Annotated in this window: 11 protein-coding genes; 6 read left to right on the top strand and 5 right to left on the bottom strand. The window is 43.2% G+C overall.

The window, feature by feature from the left end; genetic code table 11:
- Positions 1–146: 146 nt before the first annotated feature.
- From mutM to cysM, 5 genes are all read right to left on the bottom strand, one after another.
- Positions 147–1115: a bifunctional DNA-formamidopyrimidine glycosylase/DNA-(apurinic or apyrimidinic site) lyase gene (mutM, locus tag JMY02_RS11335; protein ID WP_201598342.1), complete on the bottom strand. Its 969-nt coding sequence runs from the start codon at positions 1113–1115 to the stop codon at positions 147–149.
- A gap of 55 nt (positions 1116–1170) precedes the next feature.
- Positions 1171–3723: a RelA/SpoT family protein gene (locus JMY02_RS11330; protein WP_201598340.1), complete on the bottom strand. Its 2553-nt coding sequence runs from the start codon at positions 3721–3723 to the stop codon at positions 1171–1173.
- 383 nt (positions 3724–4106) lie between these two features.
- Positions 4107–5660 (bottom strand): 23S rRNA (uracil(1939)-C(5))-methyltransferase RlmD, encoded by a 1554-nt coding sequence (rlmD, locus tag JMY02_RS11325; protein ID WP_201598337.1) that lies wholly within the window; start codon positions 5658–5660, stop codon positions 4107–4109.
- A gap of 79 nt (positions 5661–5739) precedes the next feature.
- The gene (locus JMY02_RS11320) at positions 5740–6564 is read right to left on the bottom strand and encodes a 3'-5' exonuclease (protein WP_201598329.1); all 825 of its coding nucleotides are present in this window, start codon (positions 6562–6564) and stop codon (positions 5740–5742) included.
- A 131-nt stretch (positions 6565–6695) separates the two neighbouring features.
- Positions 6696–7670, bottom strand: a complete 975-nt coding sequence (gene cysM, locus JMY02_RS11315) for a cysteine synthase CysM (RefSeq protein WP_201598355.1) — start codon at positions 7668–7670, stop codon at positions 6696–6698.
- 467 nt (positions 7671–8137) lie between these two features.
- Between cysM and JMY02_RS11310 the strand changes: the two genes are divergently transcribed.
- The 6 genes from JMY02_RS11310 (at position 8138) to JMY02_RS11285 (ending at position 18058) form a co-directional block, all read left to right on the top strand.
- Positions 8138–11605, top strand: coding sequence for an ATP-binding protein (locus tag JMY02_RS11310; RefSeq protein WP_201598328.1), 3468 nt, complete (start codon positions 8138–8140; stop codon positions 11603–11605).
- 170 nt (positions 11606–11775) lie between these two features.
- Positions 11776–12588, top strand: coding sequence for a crotonase/enoyl-CoA hydratase family protein (locus JMY02_RS11305; RefSeq protein WP_201598327.1), 813 nt, complete (start codon positions 11776–11778; stop codon positions 12586–12588).
- Between the two features lie 430 nt (positions 12589–13018).
- Positions 13019–14278 carry a multidrug effflux MFS transporter gene (locus JMY02_RS11300; protein WP_201598324.1) on the top strand — a complete coding sequence of 420 codons (1260 nt, stop codon included), beginning with the start codon at positions 13019–13021 and terminating at the stop codon, positions 14276–14278.
- A gap of 262 nt (positions 14279–14540) precedes the next feature.
- Entirely contained in the window at positions 14541–15419 is an 879-nt protein-coding gene (locus tag JMY02_RS11295; protein WP_201598321.1) for a transporter substrate-binding domain-containing protein, read from the top strand.
- A 12-nt stretch (positions 15420–15431) separates the two neighbouring features.
- Positions 15432–17633: an ATP-binding protein gene (locus JMY02_RS11290; protein ID WP_201598318.1), complete on the top strand. Its 2202-nt coding sequence runs from the start codon at positions 15432–15434 to the stop codon at positions 17631–17633.
- Positions 17634–17695: 62 nt separating this feature from the next.
- Positions 17696–18058 (top strand): response regulator, encoded by a 363-nt coding sequence (locus JMY02_RS11285; RefSeq protein ID WP_201598315.1) that lies wholly within the window; start codon positions 17696–17698, stop codon positions 18056–18058.
- The last annotated feature ends 24 nt before the right edge of the window (positions 18059–18082 follow it).

Here is an 18082-nt window from a genome sequence, read left to right as displayed (position 1 = left end):
CTCTTTTTTACTTAATTTACAACGGGTTATCTTCATTTTAGTAGTCTAGCATGGTGCTTATCTACTACAGCCCCAAAATATAAGATAGCTGACTATGACACACCCTAATGTTTCGATTTTATTTTAAATTGCCTATAAGAAGATTTTTAGGTAATAGGCTGGCAATGTGGACAGTAAACGCTGGCTCGGCCATTAAGTTTGATATTTTCGAGCGTTGTTTCACAATGTATACATGCTTCACCCTGCCTACCGTAAACGTTTAACGTATGTTGGAAGTAACCAGTTTGGCCACTGGCCACTGTGAAGTCTCGTAATGTCGACCCACCAAGCTCTATTGCTTTTTGTAAGATAACTTTGATATGACCAACCAAAATAGCAATCTGTTCATAGGACAGTTGGTGAGCAGGGGTAGCAGGATGTATGCCTGACAGATATAAACTTTCCGTTGCATAGATATTGCCAACGCCAACCACAACCTGTTGTTCCATAATGATTGATTTGATAGGGCGGGTGATAGGCTGTTGTGATTTAGGAGATCTAGGTGATTTGGCTTTATTGCCTACTTTATCGATAGTACTTTTATTAGATTTGTGTTTATCCGCTAGGTTTGTACGCTGGATCAAATGGTACAAATAGTCAGCAGTAAATTGATCTGACAGTGGCTCAGGACCGAGATGATCTAATAGCTTGGCACTATAATCCTGATACCATAAAACTGAGCCAAAACGTCTTGGGTCATGATAGTGTAACTGGTATTTTGTATTATCTGCATCGTTAAAAACGATCACTAAATGATCATGTTTGCGTTTCTCAGTACCGTAACTGTGCTGCTGTAAGCTACCTGACATCCCGAGATGAATTAGTAGCTGACGTGACACCAATGTGTCAGCTTGGTTAGCAGTATCTACATTATTAGGCGCTACTGGCAAAAAATTTAGTATTAAATATTTCGCTCGACGTTCGACGCTAGCTAATGTGTGATTGACTAGTTTATCTAAGTCATCGGGCATCGACCAGCGTAGCTTCGGCTGAAATACTTTTAGATCAACGACTTGTTGCCCCAATAATGGTGAGAGGCTGGTCTTAGTTGTTTCTACTTCGGGCAGTTCGGGCATAGTGTTTTTAGGGTAACTCTTTGATTAAAGGAAGGTGTATAAGCTTATTTTTACATTAAGCAACAGCGCGCCGAGCATGTAAGATACCATGCTGCTGCTCCAGTTTGGCCAACAGTTTGGATAAATGTGCCAAGCCTGAGACTTCAATATGAAATTTCAAGAAGGCAATATTATCGTCATTACTCAGCGTTTGGACTTGACGAATATTGACGTTTTCTTTGTCGATGATCTGTGTCAAATCACGCAATAGCCCACGTCTGTCATAGGCCTCTACGTGAATGTCAACTGGTTGATAACGACCAGATTGAACCCGCCAAGCCGCTTCTATTGCGCGTTCAGGATCGCGTTCGATCAGGCGTGAATACTCAGGGCAACCACGGTTGTGCACACTGACACCTCGTGACAGGGTAATATAGCCAGCTATCGGCTCACCGTGTACAGGATGGCAGCAGCCAGCCAAGTTGATTTCGATATTATCCAACCCATCAATACGAATTTTATAAGCATCAAGCTTGCCTGCATCTCTGGTGTCTACGCTCGGTACAAAATCCTCTGGTGCGGTTTCGGGCTCTAAATGTAACTGGCGAGAAATATGGCTGGTTAGCTGATTTAGGCCAATGTCGCCTGTCACCAATCCAACGATAATGTCATCGGTAGTATTGACGTGAAAATGCTGAATATAGTCATTTAAATCGATGCTATTTGGATGTACAGATAAACGCTCAAGTTCTTTGCTGAGCATTTGACGGCCAATCTCAATGTTCTTATCGCGATCTTGTTTGTTAAACCATTGCCGCAGTTTTGAGCGGGCGCGATTGGTATGAATATAACCAAGTGAAGCGACCAGCCAATCACGGTTGGGCTCACGTGAGGCCTTGGTGATAATTTCGACCTGTTCACCCGTTTTGAGCTGATAAGTCAATGGCACGTAGCGTTGATTGACTCGAGCAGCCTGCGCACGGTTACCCACTTGTGTGTGTACATAGTAAGCAAAATCAAGGACGGTCGCGCCTTTTGGCAGTTCGGTAATATCACCATCACGACTAAAGATATAAATGCGTTCGAGCTCATCAAAATCAACGAGTTGTTCTTCTTCATCAAAGCCCATCTCATCTATGTCTTCGCCTGTCAATAAAGAGGAGCGCGGCTGATTGCGTGTTTCATTATTAATAGACAACAGCTGACGTAGAGAACTGATTCTTTGATTAAGGTAGTTGTCTTTTTTGTTTTTCAGACCCTCTTTATAATTGACATGCGCGCACATGCCAAGCTCGGCCTCAAAGTGCATTTCATGAGTACGAATCTGTACTTCAAGCGATTTGTTCTCAGCAATCACCGCCGTATGTAGTGAGCGGTAACCATTGGACTTAGGGTTGGTGAGATAATCATCAAATTGCTCAGGAATATAACGCCACAAACCGTGTACCAATCCTAGCACATGATAACAATCTGAAGGGTTGGTGACCAAGACCCGCAGCGCACGAATATCATAAAGCTGATCGAAGGATAAGCCTTTGAGTTTCATTTTTCGGTAGATAGAATAGATATGCTTGACGCGTCCAGAAAGTTCAGCTTCGATACCAGCTGCTGACAGTGCTTCATTGAGCTTGTCTTGCACACGCTGAATATAAGACTCACGTTCGCTGCGTTTTTCAGATAGCAGTTTGGCAATCTCTTTGTAGCGCTCAGGCGCTAGATAACGAAACGCCAAGTCTTCTAGTTCCCACTTCAGTTGAGCGATACCGAGTCGGTGAGCCAATGGAGCATAAATAGTCATGACCTCACGTGCGACACGAGTTCGACGTTCTTGATTTGAGAAGGTCAGTTCGCGCATGGCAAAGGTGCGCTCAGCAAGTTTAATAAGCACCACGCGGACATCATTGGTGACAGAGATGAGCATGCTATAAATATTGGATAGCTGGTCACGTTGATTATTGACGAAATGATCTTCTAGTCGCTTGTTACTTTCAATAATCTCAGACAGCTTACCCATGGCCAACGTGTCTTTGACAAGGGTCGAGATTTCTGTACTGAAGTTTTTTTCTATCTCGGCGAGGCTTATGATTGACTTGCGCGCGCTGCGATATAACATTGCCGCGACAAGAGCATCTTCATCTTGATAAAGATAGGTTAAGATATCAGTCATGCCAATACCAGTCACATAAGCGCCTGAACGCTCAGACTCGCTGGTATTCATATGACTACGAATAAATTCACAAGCAGTACATAGGTCAGGTACGGAGTCTTGCCCGATACGCTTGGCTACATTGTCTAACCAAGTGGGAATATCAATATTCACTTGATCTAAATCAACTTCTTCAAGCTCGTTTTGAGAGAGAGTATGGTTTTCGTCTAGAAGCGGGTTGTCAGAATATTCGTTCTCAAGCTTTGGGTCATGACTGTGAAAAGCATGCAACGCTGAGCGATCAAAAGTGGTGTGTAGCTTGTGGGTGGACAGCTGGTATTTGATATCGAGTGGGATTTGGGCATAGCTGTTGGCAGACTGATGAGAGCGTTGGCTCGCTACTAGTTGCGCCGCAAGTGCTGCACTATCGGCTTGCGTGGTCTGTCCATCCACTAGCGGTAATCCTTCACGAATTTTTACCATAGCCGACTCCTCTTAGCTATTATGAGTTGATTATAACCCTATCTGATATGTACACACTTTGAATTGATGACTCTTAAAGTGTCAGTTATAAACCAATACAACTGCTAAAAATGTCTATTTTTGGCAGCTATAAAATGCGTATACAATATGTAAAGTTATAAGTGTAAACATTCACTATGTTTTGATTGAACAAATATAGGAAGATTGTTCATTATTATCTCATTTTGAGGGGACAAATCAAGCGAGGCTCTGTAATGTCTGTCGTTAGTCAGAATAAATAGCCGTTATTTATTAGTAGCGCTTAATCGAAATTTTCAGTAAGCATCAATGACTATAAATACGGCTATTTTTTATTTTAAATGGCTCGTTTGACAAAGAAAAAATTAAATGGCTATTTTCTCAAAACGAGCAATTGACTCAACATGACCCGTATGGCAAAACATATCCATCACGCCCGCATGAGTCAAACGATAGCCTTGCTCTAACAATGCTTTTGTATCGCGGGCAAGTGTTGCAGGATTGCACGACACATAAACGATGCGCTCGGCATTGAATTTAGGCAAATACTGCATAATTTCCCACGCACCAGAACGCGGTGGGTCAATCAATAGCGCATCAAAGCCTTGATTGGCCCAAGGTTTGTCAGTGCAGTCTTGCGTCAAGTCTTGGCTATAAAATTCAGTATTGTTTATGCCATTGCGACGTGCATTATCAGCGGCGCGTGCGGTCATGGCTTCACTACCTTCAACACCAATAACCGAGCCTGTTTCACCAACCAAGCGCGCTAACGGCAAGCTAAAATTGCCCAGTCCACTAAACAGATCCAGTACGCGTTCACCTGCTTTTAAGTCTAACAAGTCACAAGCAAGTTTGGTCATTTGACGGTTTACAGACAAGTTGACTTGCGTAAAGTCAGTAGGGATAAACTCAAAAGTGAGATCATACTCTGGCAATTGATAATACAAGCGTCCAAACTGCTGGCTCATGTCATCATCATCTGTTAAGGCAATACGCTGAATGCTATCAACGCCCTTAGACTGTAAATATAGTTGCCAATTGCGGGCAGCAAAAAATACTTTTAGCTTATCGATATCAGCATCTGACAACGGTTCCAAGTTGCGCACAATAAGAGCAACAGGTTGATTACCATCGGGCAGTTCAGGTATTTGCTCACCCATGGCCAATTCAAGCTGGGCAATCTTGTCACGGCTCTCTAATGTGCTAATCAGCGTTTTTAAGTTTTCAATCTCAAAACCAATCCGTGGGTCTAAGATATGACACTCGTTTAGCTCGGCTAAAAAATTGCTTGAGCGCTCACGAAAACCGACCAACGCCGTTTCTTTTTTGACGACATAACGGACGCCCAATCGAGCTTTAGTGCGATAACCTAAACGGTCGCCAACTACCGGCTCAAGCCAATGATCTGGTGCTACATTGGCTTGATGCATAAGCATTTCAGCCAGTACAGATTGTTTGAAGTTGATTTGTCCTGCAGGCTCCCAGTGCTGCAAATTACAACCACCGCAAACACCGAAATGCGGGCAGGGTGGTACGGCGCGTTCAGGGTTAGGGTTGGCAGTGATGCTAATGGCATCGCCTTCTTCAAAGCTCGCACGGCTATTGGTGATTTTAACTAGTGCACTTTCACCCGGTAGGGCAAAACTGACAAAGATTTTTTTGCCATGCTTGTCTTCAGCGTGGCCATCGTCAATACCAAAGCCATTGCCATAGATGGCAACGCCGCGACCATCGTGCGATAAGCCATCAATATTAAACGGAATCGGCTCTGCATCTTTTAGACGACGACGCGTCTTTGGTGAGGGTTTGGATTTTTTCTTATTAGGTGGAATAACAATGGCTTGAGTATCGTTGGCTTTTTGCACGGCATCTTGCGTGGAATCAAGTGTTGGTGATGTTTTTGAATCGGTGGGTTGCATAAACCTGCCTTAATAATAAATGATAAATAACTAAAAATAGGGTAATAAGGGTAACAGCCATTATTGGTAATACGGTGTTTTATGATTTGGGTGCAGACGACCAATCTGCAATGAATTCTTGATGGCGTGGACTGCCATCTGCTTGGGTATACTTTGCCAGATAATCATAGCTCTGCTGTTGCCAAGCATCAAAATCTGTGGAAGACAGCTCTCCCGTCAAACGCAACCAGCGCAAATAGATCAGCCAAGTATTCATGACATCAGACTCACAATATATCGATAGCGTCTGCCAGTCGCCATTGCTAACGAGATCGCCAACCATACTGCCATCGACATCTGTTTTGCCCGGTAGGCCATATAAACTTGCAACCACATCCATCGCTTCGCGGCGACTGGCACCGTATTGGCTAAATCTGTCCATCAAATCAAGATGGCGCGTGTGGAAGCGATTGACATAATTATCAAAGCGCATGTTTTTGATGCGCGCGCCTTCTTCAAACAACCACGGTGCGGACAAATCATACTGCATGGCACGATATATGAGCACCGGAATATCAAAACCTGAGCCATTCCAGCTGATGAGCTGTGGCAGCTTTTCAAGATCACTAAATGCTCGAAAAAACTTGGCAATAATGTCTTTTTCGTCAAACTTATCTGCTGTCAACGAAAATAACGATAATTTGCCATCTTTGATATAAAGGGCAGAAATACAGACGATGCGCTGTAATGGCAAGCGCATAAAATCGTGTCCAGCCTCTTGTGTGCGTATCGCAGTCAATGCACTTAATGCATCCGTATCATTTAGATCCGCCAATTGCGGATAAATACGGCGAGCTGCATCAATATCAGCGACGGTCTCAATATCAAAGACTAAGATAGGGTCGGATGGTAGAGCTTGTGGCATAGGTAGTCCTGACTGTTTAAAATCTTATACCAAACTCAGAAAATAACGATTAGCTGCGTCAAACTCGCTTAGCCTACCATGTGTAGTACTTGCACTCGTTTTTCTTGCTACTTTAATTTCTGAGATTAACATTACTTTTTATGAAATGACGGTGCTGCTTCGTCTACGCTATCATCAACATTGCTGTCATCAATACTATAGAGACCTGTCGATAAGTAACGATCGCCACGATCGCAAACAATAAAAGCGATAACGGCATTAGGGTTTTCTTTAGCCACTTGCAGTGCTGCCCATGCCGCTGCGCCTGAAGACACACCCGCAAAGATACCTTCGGTTTTGGCCAGTTTGCGCATATAAATTTCTGCAATGTGCTGATCGATATCCATGATTTCATCGACCAAATCTGCATCAAAGATGCCTGGCATATAGGCGGCAGGCCAGCGACGGATACCAGCAATAGAGGCATCCTCGTCAGGCTGAAGCCCGATAATTTTGATGTCTGGATTTTGTTCTTTTAAGTATCGTGAAACACCCGTGATAGTACCCGTAGTACCCATGGAGCTTATAAAATGCGTAATTTTACCGTCAGTTTGTGCCCATAGCTCAGGGCCTGTGGTCAGGTAATGGGCTTTGCTGTTGTCTGGGTTGTTAAATTGATCTAAAACGATGCCTTTACCATTCGCCTGCATTTGTAAAGCCAAATCACGTGCCACTTCCATGCCTTCATCTACGTCAATTAGCGTGGCACCATAAGCAATCATCGCATCTTTGCGTTCTTGGGTTGAGTTGGTTGGCATCAGTAATGTGATTGGATAGCCACGCATGGCTGCTACCATGGCTAAAGCAATGCCCGTATTGCCGCTGGTGGCTTCGATTAACATGTCACCAGGTTTGATATCACCGCGTTGTTCTGCTTGATAAATCATATTAAAGGCAGGACGGTCTTTGACAGAGCCAGCTGGATTATTACCTTCAAGTTTGGCCAATAATGCCGCACCATTGGTAACGTGGGCTTGTTCAGGTAGGCGCTGTAATCTGACCAATGGCGTTTGACCGACGCAATCAGCAAGGGTCGTGACTTGAGTGATAAAGTTGGCGTTTGACATGGCCGTAGCGGACATAGGGTATCCTTATGGGTTTCCAAAATTGATTGTCGGGTAAAGGCGTATTTTTTAAATAGAGTTTTGATTTCTAAATAACGGCTTTATAGCAGTAATATGTTTTTCGCATTATTTTTATACTGTGAATAGACTATATCAACATAAGCTGACGGTTTTTACAAAAACTGGTGACAAGTAAGAGGTTGCGTCATTATATCATTTTGTTTTTGGCTACGCTGAGGGCATGCAGAAATTTTGGTAAATGAGAGGTATCTAAACATGGCCAGACAATTGACATGCGTTCGAGTCATCTCATTTGTTAGCAATTCATTTATTAGTAATGATCGGTGATGATGACCTCTATGCGTATAAATGCTGTTAAAATACCCAAAATAGATAGAGTTTAACGATGACTAGCAGCTTGTCACTGTTATTTATACCTAGCACAAACCCCAGTAGAGAGTAACGCTAGCATGGCACACAAAAAACGTTTTGATACCAGTAGTGCATACGGTCAGCTCATCATATTGGTGTTTTTGCCCATTTGTGTGTTGGCAGCGGTCGGCGGTATTTTGGTTTTTTACGAAACCATGCGCGCTAGCAATTCAGAGCAAGAGGTGCTGGCCGAAGCGGTGCTCATTCGTTATGCTCCCGAAATTGCTGAGCTGATTCCTGAGTTATTAGAGCAAGCGAGTCAGCCAGCTGACAGTGAAGTGAATGCAGATGATACACCGACAGTAGAAATAACTGAGCTGAAAAGTGTGCAAGATAAGCTAGGTCGTATGCAGTCTGAGCAACATGTACAGCGTATCGCAATCATTAACGAGGACAATCAAATACTGGCAACAGTAGGCTATGGACTGAGTGAAGCATGGCCTTTAATAAATGTAGAAGAAGACTTTTTATCACAAAAACCAACCCCTATTGGTACTGCCTATGGCAGTGTGCTAGGAGAATATGCAGGACAAAAGCTGTGGCTGCTCGTCGATATGGACAACGAGCCACTCTACATTGCGCGTTATCGTATTGCCATGGCACTGGTGATTACGGGTTTGTTCACTATTTTGATTTTATTACTGAGCTTGAATATTTATTCAAAACGCTGGATAGCCCCAATCTATGAGCTACGTTTGCAGCTGCAACGTACCCATGTCGACAATCTGTATCAGCCCATTCCCGTTGAGTCGGATGGTGAACTGAATTTATTGCAGCAAGACTTGGTCAAAACGTTACGTCGTCTGCACAGAAGTTTTCAAGAACTTAAGGATCATGCCGAACAAACGGAAGATGATTTGCGCCTTGCGTTTGACGAGATGGAAATGCAAAACATCTCTATTCGTAATGCGCGTGATGCCGCCATCTCCACCAGCCAAGCCAAATCTGCGTTTTTGGCCAATATCAGTCACGAACTGCGCACACCGCTCAACAGTATTGATGGCTTTATTAATTTGCTGGCACGCCATGGAGAGTTGAATCCTGAACAGGACTTGTACGTACAGACTATCCGCAAGTCCTCTGCCCATTTGCTTGCTTTGGTAAATGATGTCTTGGATTTTTCTAAGATTGAGGCGGGTAAACTGGTACTTGATCGCCATGAGTTTGACCTTTATGACACCATTTATGATGTGGTCGATATGCTCTCACCGGTGTCGGCTGAAAAAGGCCTACGCATGGCAGTATTGTTTTACAACGATGTGCCAATGCGCATCAATGGCGATGCGCTACGTCTCAAACAAGTATTGACCAATATTGTCGGTAATGCGATTAAGTTTACTGATAGTGGGGATGTGGTGGTGCGCGTCAGCTTGGACGATCACCGAGACAATTACTTGATGATTAGTGTGCAAGACAGCGGCAAAGGGATCTCTTTAGCGGATCAAAAAATGCTGTTCCAAAGCTTTAGCCAAGGCGACCCCTCAATCACTCGTCAATACGGTGGTACAGGATTGGGTCTGGTCATCTCTAAGCAATTGACGCGGTTGATGGGCGGCGATATTGGCTTTCATGACAATGCTCAAGAAAACATTGCCAATCAAGGCGCGACTTTTTGGTTTCGTATGCCAGCGCACGTTGATGTGTTAGAAGCCGACACTGGTCAAACCATTGATCTGCCAGTGTTAGCGCCACTGGCGAGTGCTACCGATGAATTCAATGTTTTGGTGTGGATCAATCACACCGCGTCTATCCAAGTGCTCAAAGCCAGCTTACAGTATTTACCGATTAAACTGACCCAAGCCAACTCACTGCCCGGAGTGCTTGAGTCACTAAAAGAGCATGGCAACTATTGGGATTGGGTCATCGTTGACGATGATACGCAAGACGACATGATGGCGCTACTCAAACAGATTCGTCTCCATTATCAAGGCAAGCTTGCGGTGTTTGGCTATCAAGTAGCCGCTGACCAAGCACTATTGAATCGTTATCATGCCAATATACTGTATGAGCCACTAGACAAAAGACAGCTCTACGCCATGCTGGATACCCAAAATCGCAGCATTCCAAAGAGCATGCAAGAACCTCGTTGGAAAGGAGTGACTGTACTAGCAGTAGATGACCATCTACCCAATCTACTGGTGCTTGATGCGTTGCTGAGCGAGCTTGGGATTCAGGTGATTACAGCGAGTAGTGGTTTTGATGCCATAGAGATTATCAGCAAACAACAAACCAAAAACCTCAAAACCACTAAAAACGACAAACAAAGTCTCTCAAATAAAACCCAACTTTCTAAAGCTGAAACCCGTGATGAGGTCAGTAAAAAAGCAAATAGTACGCTTTATGAAGAAGCGAGCGTGGATGACAAAGGCGCGACTCAGGATAAAAATAATATTGATTTAATATTTATGGATATTCAAATGCCACGTATGTCAGGTCATGAAGCGGCACGCCAAATCCGCAACATTGAGAACGATGACAGCCGCATACCTATCATTGCTTTGACTGCGCATGGTTTGGCTGACGAGCGTGACAAGCTTATCGCTAGTGGTATCAATGACTATGTGGGTAAGCCCATTAGCCAGCCTCAGTTATTGCAAGTGCTACAAAAATGGCTTGGTCGCACAACGACCACAGCACAGTTGGCGCTACCTGACTCCACTCTACACAGCACTGATCCGCAAGCGATTGACTTGAACGATTTATCAACCACGGTATTGCAAAATAGCGACGCTGAAAACTATTCAACTTGGCCTTCAGACTCTACCGTCATTGCGTATCCTATGGTTAAAAATAATGAGAGTAATCGCACCAGCGCCTCTGATATAACCAATCAGCCAAAAACTACTCGACCTTTATCACTGAAAAAAATTCGGGATGATTACTTGCGTGATAGCCAGCCTCGTGAGGACTATAGACGAGAAACGCCGCGCAATACTCAGCCGCGCTATGAAAGTCTACGCTTGCAAAAACAGGGGTCATCGTCACTATTGCATCCGCCTAAAAACTCTGTGGACAGCTCTCATGATGAGCTTACAGCAGAGGCAAGCGGCGCAACCCAGCTTAGTCGCAATCATTTAAGTGTTAGTTATAGTAATACTCTAGATATTTTAGATTGGCAAGACGCGCTCACTCGCTCCGCGAATAAACCGGATCTGGCAGCCAAACTTATCATTATGATGCTTGATACCATTGACAATGAAAAGCATGCATTGACGCAAGCGTGGGAAACACGAGATCGTTATATGTTGGCACAAATCTCCCATCGTATATTGGGCGGCAGTCGTTACACTGGTGTGCCGCAATTACGTCAAGCCAGCCAAGATTTAGAAGATAAATGCTTATTGAATGTCCAGCACACCACACCGGCACAGTTTGCGATGCTTGAACCTTACTATGAGGCATTATTAATAGCGTTAAATAACTTACAAATGCTAGATTTGTCTTTCTATCCTCAGCTCAATTATCACCGCTTAAGTGAAAATGATATGACGTGGAAAATGATATAAATTGAAAAAAATAGTTGTTAGCAATCTTGTAGAGAATGCCGTGGCAGTCAGTTGTTGCTGAAGTAGAACAGAGGTAAGCCTGTTAATATTGCGACTATCAACGCTATAGTTAACGTACCTATAAGTCGTTACGACTTCGACTATATATTTATTCTCTCATAAGGATGGTTATGAACACAGTTGCCACTTACCAGTATGAAACCCTACAAGTTAGTATCACCGATACTATCTTAACGGTTACCTTAAACCGTCCTCATAAAAAAAATGCCATGAGTTTTCAGGTCATCAATGAGCTGATTGCCGTGGCTGGTCGCGTTAGCAAAGACAAAACCATACGAGCAGTCATTTTAAATGGCGCAGAAAAGACGTTTTGTGCGGGCATCGACTTGGGTGATTTAAACCATCCAAAAAATCAAGCGTTTGCCCTTTGGGAGCTTATAAAGCCTTGGCAGAGTGCTTTTCAACGCGTTTGTCTTGTGTGGCGTGATGTGCCTGTCCCTGTTATTGCGGTTTTAGAAGGTTATTGTATTGGGGCAGGTCTCCAATTGGCACTCGCTTGTGATGTGCGAATTAGCCACCCTGATTGCAAGTTATCTATTATGGAGGCCAAGTGGGGCTTGGTACCGGATATGGGTTTGACCCAATCAGCGTTTGGGGTTGTACGAGAGGATATCTTAAAAGAGCTGGCAATGAGCGCTCGTATTATTGATGCCAATAAAGGCCATGAGCTGGGTCTAATCAGTCATTGTAGTGAGACGCCACTCGAACAGGCACAGCAACTGGCTGCCGAATTTGCCGAGCGTTCTCCTGATGCTGTGTTGGCGAGTAAACGTGTGATTAACGCCATGTATCAGCAGCCTGCGACAACGCTATATAAAGAAAAATTATGGCAGATTAAAATGATGCTTGGTCGCAATCGTAAGCTGGCGCTCAGAAAAGCCAAACAAGCCAGTACAGCGTTTGCCAAGCGTCAATTCGGCTAATCGACTTTTTGTTAAAAAATGTTTGTTTAACGTGTTTAAGTGTATAGTCGATTCACTTTAAAAAAAGTGAATGCTATTACAAAAGATTGAGCTATTTAAGATATTTTTTTGGATGGACTATATTTTGAGACTTTAGGTGATTGTGTCTGGTTGTTGGGGTTTGTTTTATTACTGTCATACATCTCTTGAAATGCAGGCAGGTATTACGATATAACACTGTCCGCCAGCACAAATGCATGCCAACATACGCTATTATCAGAGAGGCGTTTTTCAACGTTGAATAAATGCCAAAAATAAAACAAGCAAGAATAATAAAATAACAGTCACTAGACTTCTTGTAATAAGTCGTCGCTAGTCTTTAAAGCGCTGTTTGTAGCAGTCAATAAAATGATGCTTTTGCAAGAAGTCTACTATATAAAATGGTCTAAATATGTCTGCTCCAAAATCTTCCCTACCCAATAAACCCATCGCTTCTGAGCGAGTGCGCTCGGCCGATTTGCCTGTTGCATGGATTATGATGCTTGGGCTTATTGTGGCGGTAGGGCCATTATCTATCGATATGTATCTGCCAGCGTTGCCATCTATGGCAGATGATTTTGGGGTATCAACTGCGTTTATGGCGAACTCTGTGCCAGCGTACTTTTTGGGCTTGGTATTTGGTCAGCTGTTTTATGGGCCATTTAGTGATCGCGTTGGTCGAGTGAAGCCTTTATATATCGGTATGACGCTCTATGTTATCGCTTCCATTATTTGTGCCACCACTAATAATGAATATGTATTGTTTGTTGGGCGTACCATGCAAGCACTTGGCGCGTGTGTGGGGGCAGTGGTGACTCGGGCTGCGATTCGTGATCGTCTGACTGCCAAACAAACGGCCAAAGCCTTTTCTATCATGATTTTGGTTATGGGTTTGGCTCCTATATTGGCCCCCTCGCTTGGTGCGATATTTTTACAATTTTTTAGCTGGCATTCGATTTTTTGGTTTTTGGCAGCCTTTGGTACGCTTAATTTGTTGCTCACTAAGTTTTTCTTTTTTGAAACATTGACTGAAGAAAATCGTAATGTGCGTCCTGCCAAAGAAGTCTTAAGCCAGTACTGGGAGCTATTAAAAGATCCCACTTTTAATTATCCAGCGATTGGGGGCGGTCTGCTGATGGGCGCGATGTTTGTTTATATCAGCTCAGCCTCTGAGTTGATTATGGACACTTATGGCGTATCAGCGACACACTTTGGCTGGTTGTTTGGAATGAATGCAGCGGGCTTCGTGGGTCTGACCCAGCTGAACCAATGGCTTACCAATCGCTTTCGTATTTTAAGTATTCTACGCTTTGGGGCGATGATGCAGGTTATTTCGGCAGGCGTGTTGTTTTTTATAGGTTTATTTTTGGGGACTGATGCTTGGCTGCCATTGGTGCTTGCCTGTATTTTCTTTTGTATTGCAGGTTTGGGTCTGACCCAGCCGAATGCCTCTGCCATTGCGCTCGCCTTTCAAAAACGCCGTGCTGGTATGGCAAGTGCGCTGCAAGGTTCGCTCATGTTTTCGGTCGGTATATTCGGTGGCTTGTTGTTAAATCTGTTTCCGGTCAACCCCGTCCTCAAAATTGGTATTGCTATGTTTGCCCTGATGAGCCTTGGTACCTTTTTAATTTGGCAGATAGACCGTAATTTAAATCTTGATGATGCTGAATAAATTCTAAGCTGCACTTTTTTGCCCTACATTGAAAAGGCATTGATACTCTCTCTCCCTGTATCAATGCCTTTTTTATGTCTAGTGCTTTATTTTGACTATACAAATTTTTTGTAAAAACTAAACATAATTATTGCAATAGTTAAATTAGATAAGTATTATCCAACGTAACTTTCTGTAATTAAATGTTGTGAAGATATTACTTCACCTCACTAAATTATTATCCAATGGATTTTGGAACAACGTTAAGCTTAAAGGGTAGATTATGATGCAGTTATATCGAGTGTTACCAATGGTATTGAGTGTGGGCCTATTTGGCTGCGGTAACTCTGCCACTCAAGAAAACGCTAACGCAACGGGCACACCAGCTGCAGAAACTAAAGACAGTTTTGTCAGCAAATTGCCTGATACCGCACCAACTTTAAAAGTGGCGACAACAGGCACGATGCCTCCGTTTTCGTTCCAAGATGATTATGGCAACATGCAGGGTATTGATATTGACTCCATTCGTGCTATTGGTGAAGAACAAGGCTTCAAAGTCGAGTTTTACAAAGAGACTTGGCAGAATATGTTTGATACTGTGGCGTCAGGTGGTCGCGATTTAGCCATTTCAGGTATTTCTTATAAAGATGACCGTGCCGAAAAATATGGTTTATCTACCCCTTACTTTTTTAATCCATCTTCTATTATGTATGCAAAAAGTAATATGACCATCAACGGCATAGAAAGTTTGCAGGGTATGAATGTAGCGGCTATGGAAGGATCAAAGCAGGAAGACCAGCTCAAAGCAATGGGAACCTATAATCAAATGACGACCAAAACCACTGCTTTTTTATTGTATGAAGATCTTGTACAAGGCAAGGTAGATGCTATTTTGCATGATTTGCCTATTTTGCAATACACAGCAAAAAACCATCCAGAATATGATGTCACTATTGTTCCTTACGAGGGCGAAGACAATCCATCAGCGCAGCAAGTAATATTGATGGCGAAAGGCAATAATACACTTATCAATCAAGTGAATGAGGGTATTGCCAAGCTCGAAGCGAAAGGCACATTTAAAGAGATTGAGGCGCGCTGGTTGGGCGGAGACACCTCTACCGAGAAGAGCGCTGCTGACACTACTACTACGCAATTGAACTAAGGAATTCTGAAGATGGCAACCTCGCATAATATTGATAATAAGCGCTATCAAGGTCTAATTATTTCAATTGCACTATTCCTATCTCTAATTGGTGCCTTGTTAGCATTTACGTTTTATACTTCAAGTCTATTAGAAAGAAACACGGCTCTAATTGATCAAACCAACAAAGTTGCTAACAACGCGCAGGCGGTGATTAAAGACCTATTCGACTTAGATGCGAGTTATGGTGAGGATACCAATTCCCCTCACATACAACGAGTACTAGAGCGTTTAGAGCAAAATACTGCGGAAATTACCAGCTCTATTGCTGCTATTGAGCAAGGTGGCACGATTACTGATACCGAAGGCAGAAGTTACGATCTACCGAGGCTTGATAGTGATGCACAAGCAAATATGGCCACAGCTAATGAGCAGTGGAAAGCGCTAGAACCTAAAATTCAGGCATATCTCAAAGATGCTGATAATGTTATGGTTCCTTCTGCCGATGAGTTGACTCAGGCGGTTGAGCAGGCAAAAACATCAAGTCTATTGATTAACGATTCATTAGATAACCTTACTGATGACGTGTTTAACACGGCAGAGCGTGAAGCGTCTACGATTCGTCTGATTCAGGCAATTGGTGTTTTTGCGATCTTTGCGTACTTCTTGATCTTCGTATTCTTCTTTGTACGTCGTTTGCGTGAGACAGATGCAGAGGCTCTAGCAGCTCGCCGTGAAACACAAGAAATTATGCAAACGGTAAATACAGGTCTATTCTTGCTTGATAAAGACTTAAATATTGGTCAGCAGCATTCTCGAGCACTGAATGATATTATCGGTGAGGACAGATTGGCAGGGGAGAACTTCACCAATGTCTTACGTGGTCGTATCTCTGATAAAGATTTGAAAACCACACAGCAATTTATTGATCAGCTATATAATCCTCGCGTCAAAGAAAAGTTGGTGGATTCACTCAATCCTTTGCACAAAGTGATGCTACACAACAACTCTGGCAATAAAGCAACTAATAATCGCTACTTGGATTTTAAATTCTCGCGTGTTTATGACAATAAAGACATTGCCCGTATTTTGGTCAACGTAAATGACGTATCAGATGCCGTTTATCTAGAGCAGCGTTTAGAAAAAGAGCGTTCGCAAAATGACATGCAGATTGAGATGTTAACAACGATCTTGAATGTAAATCCGAAAATCATCAATGAGTTCATTGACAATACTCAGATGCATATCGAGAAGATGAACAATATCTTGAAGAACCCTGGTAGCTCACAATATGAGCTTGAAGCTAAGCTAAAAGCGATTTATCGTGAAATGCATAGCTTGAAAGGGGAAGCATCTGCGTTAAAACTACACAGCTTTACGAAAATTGCTTCAGATGCGGAAGACAAGCTACACGCACTACAAAATCAAGGTCAGCTATCGGGCAATGATTTCTTGCAATTGGCGGTACATTTAGATGACTTATTAAGTCTCTCAAATACCATTGCCACCTTGGGTGAACGTATCAACCGCGCTGCACCGGCAAGTGCTAAACCTGCTACCACTCAAACGTCAGCTGTGTTGAATGAGAGTATTGTAAAAAGCGGCGTGTCAAAAGCTGCTGTGACTGAGGGTATGACATCAAACCCTTTAGTCGATAACATGAGCATAGCTGGTGAAGCAGATGATGATCGACTGTCTTTCTACCAAGCGTTTGCAAAAGACATCGCCGCTAGACAAGGTAAGCAAGTACAGCTAAAAAGTGATACTTTGACACAAGTGGCCATACCAGCACAGCTGGAAAAGCCGATCAAAGAGATTAGTATTCAGCTATTACGTAATGCTGTGGTACATGGTATCGAGAAACCAAGTGTCCGTTATGCGACTGGCAAAAATGCCGTAGGAACGATTGATTTAGAAGTACAAGATAACGGTTCAAGTATCATACTGACTGTACAAGATGATGGTCAAGGCATCGACTACGAGCGTATTCGTACTAAACTGAGCACAGACGGCCGCTTTAGTGTTGAAGAGGCGAGCCAGCTTAGCCAAAGTGAGCTACTAACACATTTGTTTTCTTCAGGCTTCTCTACCAAAGAACGCGCAGACGAAGATGGCGGCCGCGGCGTCGGTCTTGATATCATCAAAGCGCAAGTAGAAGAGTATAATGGTGAGCTAAATGTAAATAGCGAGCTGGGTCAGATGACACGGTTTGTCATTACTCTGCCTAAAGCTTAATTAACAACAGTGGGTATATTGTCAAGGACGACAAACACTTCATTAAAGGTAATGGATAGGTTATGTATAAGTTAATGATTGTTGATGATTCAAATATTATTAGAAATCGTATTCAGCGCGCGTACGATTCCGGGAAATTTATGCTGGTTGCTACAGCGACCAGTGGTGTTCAAGCGATTGAAAAGTTTAATATACATCGTCCTGATGTGATTACTATGGACTTGACCATGCCACAAATGGATGGTCTTGAATGTATTGAAAAGATCATTGCCATTGACCCTGATGTACGCATTTTGGTGGTGTCGGCATTGTCTGACAAAGCCACTGGTATTGAAGCGTTGTCGTTGGGTGCCAGCGGATTTTTGTGCAAGCCCTTCTCGGAAGAGGAACTTGTAGAGTCTTTGTATGAGCTGATGCAAGACTAATACCATTCAACGACTTAAGTAGAT

Source organism: Psychrobacter vallis, from assembly GCF_904846715.1.
Taxonomy (GTDB): domain Bacteria; phylum Pseudomonadota; class Gammaproteobacteria; order Pseudomonadales; family Moraxellaceae; genus Psychrobacter; species Psychrobacter vallis.
This window is presented reverse-complemented; position numbering and strand designations above follow the sequence as displayed.

What these genes read in the sequence shown, in the direction of transcription:
- mutM (WP_201598342.1), bottom strand. Translation starts at nt 1,115, where the DNA reads ATGCCCGAACTGCCCGAAGTAGAAACAACTAAGACCAGCCTCTCACCA.
- JMY02_RS11330 (WP_201598340.1), bottom strand. Translation starts at nt 3,723, where the DNA reads ATGGTAAAAATTCGTGAAGGATTACCGCTAGTGGATGGACAGACCACG.
- rlmD (WP_201598337.1), bottom strand. Translation starts at nt 5,660, where the DNA reads ATGCAACCCACCGATTCAAAAACATCACCAACACTTGATTCCACGCAA.
- JMY02_RS11320 (WP_201598329.1), bottom strand. Translation starts at nt 6,564, where the DNA reads ATGCCACAAGCTCTACCATCCGACCCTATCTTAGTCTTTGATATTGAG.
- cysM (WP_201598355.1), bottom strand. Translation starts at nt 7,670, where the DNA reads ATGTCAAACGCCAACTTTATCACTCAAGTCACGACCCTTGCTGATTGC.
- JMY02_RS11310 (WP_201598328.1), top strand. Translation starts at nt 8,138, where the DNA reads ATGGCACACAAAAAACGTTTTGATACCAGTAGTGCATACGGTCAGCTC.
- JMY02_RS11305 (WP_201598327.1), top strand. Translation starts at nt 11,776, where the DNA reads ATGAACACAGTTGCCACTTACCAGTATGAAACCCTACAAGTTAGTATC.
- JMY02_RS11300 (WP_201598324.1), top strand. Translation starts at nt 13,019, where the DNA reads ATGTCTGCTCCAAAATCTTCCCTACCCAATAAACCCATCGCTTCTGAG.
- JMY02_RS11295 (WP_201598321.1), top strand. Translation starts at nt 14,541, where the DNA reads ATGATGCAGTTATATCGAGTGTTACCAATGGTATTGAGTGTGGGCCTA.
- JMY02_RS11290 (WP_201598318.1), top strand. Translation starts at nt 15,432, where the DNA reads ATGGCAACCTCGCATAATATTGATAATAAGCGCTATCAAGGTCTAATT.
- JMY02_RS11285 (WP_201598315.1), top strand. Translation starts at nt 17,696, where the DNA reads ATGTATAAGTTAATGATTGTTGATGATTCAAATATTATTAGAAATCGT.